The sequence below is a fragment of the Paenibacillus sp. B2(2019) genome (assembly GCF_008370385.1).
Lineage (GTDB): Bacteria > Bacillota > Bacilli > Paenibacillales > Paenibacillaceae > Paenibacillus_AQ.
This window is the reverse complement of record NZ_VTZR01000037.1, coordinates 1-4,364: the sequence shown is the minus strand read 5'-3', so window position 1 is coordinate 4,364 and position 4,364 is coordinate 1. Positions and strand designations below refer to the sequence as shown.

2 protein-coding genes are annotated in these 4,364 nt (G+C 40.6%); both read left to right on the top strand.

Features of this window, described 5'->3' with window-relative positions:
- The coding region (locus tag PAENI_RS31525) for an S-layer homology domain-containing protein (protein WP_149647963.1) at positions 1-192 on the top strand (192 nt) is incomplete at its 5' end.
- 371 nt (positions 193-563) lie between these two features.
- The coding region (locus PAENI_RS31520) for a discoidin domain-containing protein (RefSeq protein WP_149647962.1) at positions 564-4,364 on the top strand (3,801 nt) is incomplete at its 3' end.

Genomic DNA, 4,364 nt, shown 5'->3' with positions numbered 1-4,364 from the left:
CGGAATCCAAAGGCAACACTGACGTTTGATGATGCTGACCAGATTCCAGTATGGGCAAGACCTTATGTGGCAACAGCTGCAGAAGCAGGCTTAATTAAGGGGAATGGGGATGGCAAATTTAATCCGAATGCCTTTACCACTAGAGCTGAAGCAGTCACTGTGATTCTAGGCATGTTAAACCATCTGAAATAAGTTAGAGAAGAGTCGCTATACTATATTTTAGTAGATTAATCCCCTTCAAGCCCATACGCGAATGCAGCATTGTGAAAGCATGAGGTATGAGTACGCTGGAGGGGTTTTTTCATGACACTTACCGTAAAATTTATCAAGAAATCTAAATTATCATCATTAACCTATCCATTGCGGGAGAGTAAGATGTAAAAATAAAACATTCGATTTATTATCTTTCCTCACTTATGAACGATAGCATTTTGTAATCGGAATGCTCCTTCCTATGAATCTTTCCATGAATTTATATTGTCCCGATAACTACATATTTTGTAAGAAACTACTTCAACTAGCTCTTTATAATCATATATTTAGTTAAGAGGAGGAAGTCTAAAATGTTCAGTTCCAGACAAAAAGCAATGGTGCTGGTAATGCTAATTGCAATGTTTGTCAATTTTGCACCTAATGCCAGGGCTGCAGACAACGGAGATGGTACATACACAAATCCTATTATATGGGGGGACTATCCGGATAATGATGTGATCAGGGTGGGAGACACCTATTACATGTCATCAACGAGTATGCACCTATTTCCCGGAAGTCCAATCATGAGTTCCAAAGATTTAGTGAATTGGCAATATGAAAGCTATGCTGTTGACAGAATGGAAGGTGACATGTACGACCTTAAGAATGGGTTGAAGGCTTATGATGAAGGTCCATGGGCAACCAGCTTGAGGTATCATAACGGTAAATTCTACTTGATGTATAACATCAATGGAGATGCTGCATTCGTAAGTGTTGCGGATAGCGCCAAGGGTCCATGGAAGATTTACAAGTTAGAAGATGAACTATACGATCCGGGGTTATTTTTTGACGACAATGCAAAAGTATACGTTGTACATGGTCAAGGTCAACTTTACCTAAGTGAGCTGAAGATTGTTAGTGAAGCAACAGGTGAACTCTCTATTATTTCGAAGAGACAGCCTGGAGCATCAAGAAACGGAAAGATGATATATGACTACAAGGGTGGCGCCTATAATGAAGGTTCACATGTGTATAAAAAAGATGGCACCTACTACATTCTAAGCACTCCGACATGGAACAAGGGTTCAAAGAAAGAAATAGCGATCAGAACACAAGACTTGGCGAATGGCCCTTATGAAGCAAAAGATATTATAACTAGTTTTATGAACTTTGCAGGCAATGGTATTCATCAGGGAGGTATGGTAGACGTACCTCAAGGAAAAGGTAAAGAATCCGAATGGTGGTCGGTCATATTCCAGGATCGAGGCAAGCTAGGACGTGTGCCTACTTTACAACCAGTCAACTGGAAAAATGGATGGCCATATTTAGGAGAATTTGATGGGGAAAAAGCTGTTGTTACTTATAAAAAACCTAATATATCAGGGGTTGAAGCAACTGAGCCAAAGGCACCTGCAACATCAGATGATTTCAGCAGCAGCAAGCTAGGTCTACAATGGCAGTGGAATCACAATCCTGACAATGACAAGTGGAGTCTTACGGAAAGACCAGGATATATAAGACTTAAAACATCTAGTGCAACAAATTCTTTAGCATATGCTAGAAATACGCTTACTCAAAGAATTATTGGTCCAGATTGTACAGGAACTGTAAAGATGGATATAAGCCATATGGCTGACGGTGATCAGGCTGGATTATCTGTAATACAAAAAGATTCCAACTTCATCGGAATAAAGAATGAAGATGGAAAGAAGAGAATCGTTGTTCAGGACTTATGGACAGAAGAGGCATCCATTGATCTTCCAGGAGGAACAACGAATATCTGGTTTAGAGCTGAAACTCCAAGATTTGAATATCGAACGGAGTTCTCATACAGTCTAGATGGAGTAAATTTTACTCGATTAGGCGGAAGATATGAAATGCGTTACGGAACCTACGTTGGTATGAGGTTTGGTATTTTCAACTATGCAACAAAAGCCCTTGGCGGATATATTGATGTTGATTCATTTGAACTGACAATGACTGAAAATGAAGGTAACTTATTTCGTGTAAATAAGAAGATTGATGCTGAACGGTATGATGATCAAAATTATGTAACAGATAAAAATCTTACGATCAACGCTAAAACGGAGTGGACAGATGATGATGTAAACAGTGGATATGACCAAAGCATGGCCAATATCAAGAATGGCGACTGGTTGCGTTATGACCAGGTGGATTTTGGTAATGGGGAAGCAAAATGGTTTAACGCAAGAGTAGCGAGTAACAAAACTAGCGGCACGATTGAGGTTAAACTAGCTGATACAGATGGAAATCCCGCTGACACGATAGCAACACTACAAATTCCGAATACCGGTAACCTCAACAAGTATGTAAATGCTAAAGCAGAGCTTATAAAAGAAGTTACAGGTAAACAAAAGATATTCTTAATATTTAACGGTGCAGATACGGAAATGTGCAAGCTAAACTGGTTTATGTTTGGTTCTGGTGATTATCCGGAGATTGCTGAAGCTCCAGCTCATGTTCAAGTGGATTCACCAAACAGCTCAACGATTGATATCGCATGGGATGCTGTATCCGGAGCATTACAGTATGATATCAAGATTGATAATAAGATCATAAGCAATGCAACAAGCCTATTTTCAGAAACAGGGTTACTTACAGGCTCAACTTATACCGTACAGGTTAGATCAAAGAACTTTGCTGGTTTCAGTGAATGGAGTGAGGGTGTAAATATAACAACAGAAGCGGACCCTGAAATGATTCCATCAACTGACATGACAGTAACTGCTTCAAGTGAGGAAACTCAAGCCGAAGATAATAAAGCAGAAAATGTCCTAGATGGAAACCTAGATACGATCTGGCATACAAAATGGAATGGTGGAAATACGCCTCCTCACACATTGGATTTCAACTTGGGTGCAACATATGACGTATATAAGCTTAAATATATTCCAAGACAGTCCGGTGGAGACAATGGTAGTGTAACCAAGTACAACATTTATACAAGCATGGATGGTGTAAACTACACCTTGGTCAAGGAAAAAGGAACATTGGTAAGCGATTCCACACCGAAGACAGTAACATTTAGACCTACGCAGGCTCGTTACCTGAGATTTGAAGTATTGGCTGGTAAAAATGGATACGGTTCCGCTGCTGAAATTAACATTTATCAAAATGCAGATTCAATACCAGTCGTATCTGATAACAAGACAGCTGTAGCAAGCAGTGAACAAGCAGGGTCTGAGGCTTCAAAGGCTAACGATGGTAATATAGCTACTGCATGGAAGGCTGTATATGAAGATGCGATGAAGACTTGGACTGTGGATTTAGAAGAAAAATATGACCTGACAGAAATCGAGCTTGAATGGGCTGCAGAAAATGCAAGTAAGTACAGGGTTGAAGTGTCAAGTGATAACAAGGTATGGATACATGCAGTTGACAGAACGGCGGATACAGAATCCAGCAAGGTTAAAACGGAGAGAGTTTCAAATGATGAAGTAAGGTATGTGAGGGTAACATTTACAGAAGGAATCGCTTCGATTGATGAAATAAGAGTACGCGGTATGAAGAGTGTAATTATACCGGAATCAAACAATGTCGTATTAAACAAACCTGCTACTTCAGATAGCCAGCAAAACAGCGATCCAGCATCAGCAGGTAACGATGGTGATGAGTCAACTCGTTGGTGCGTGTCTGATGATAAGAATCCACACTATTGGCAGGTGAATCTTGGCGGAAAATATGATTTAACGGGTTCAAAGGTAATATTTGAAAAAGCCGGTAAGGCCATGATGTATAAGATCGAGGTTTCAAGTGACGCTGCAACTTGGATCACGGTGATTGACCATATGAATAACACAACCAACACGGAACAAGTTAGAACAGATAACTGGACGGCTAAGGGTGCCCAATATATCAAGGTAACTGTCATGGGATACCCGGAACTGTGGGGAGGTTTCCGTGAGTTTGAAGCTTACGGCGTAAAATCACCTAAAGTGGATACAACAGAGCTCGAAGTAGCGATTACAACAGCTCAGGTCAAAGTTGATCATGGAGTCGTCGGTGATCAGCCAGGACAATATCCACAAGCAGCAGTAGAGGCATTAAAAGCAGCGATTACAGCCGCACAAGGTGTTGTAGAGAAAGCAACAACACAAGCAGAAGTGACAACAGCGATTGAAGCGCTTCAAGCCGCAGTAAAAGGTTTCGAT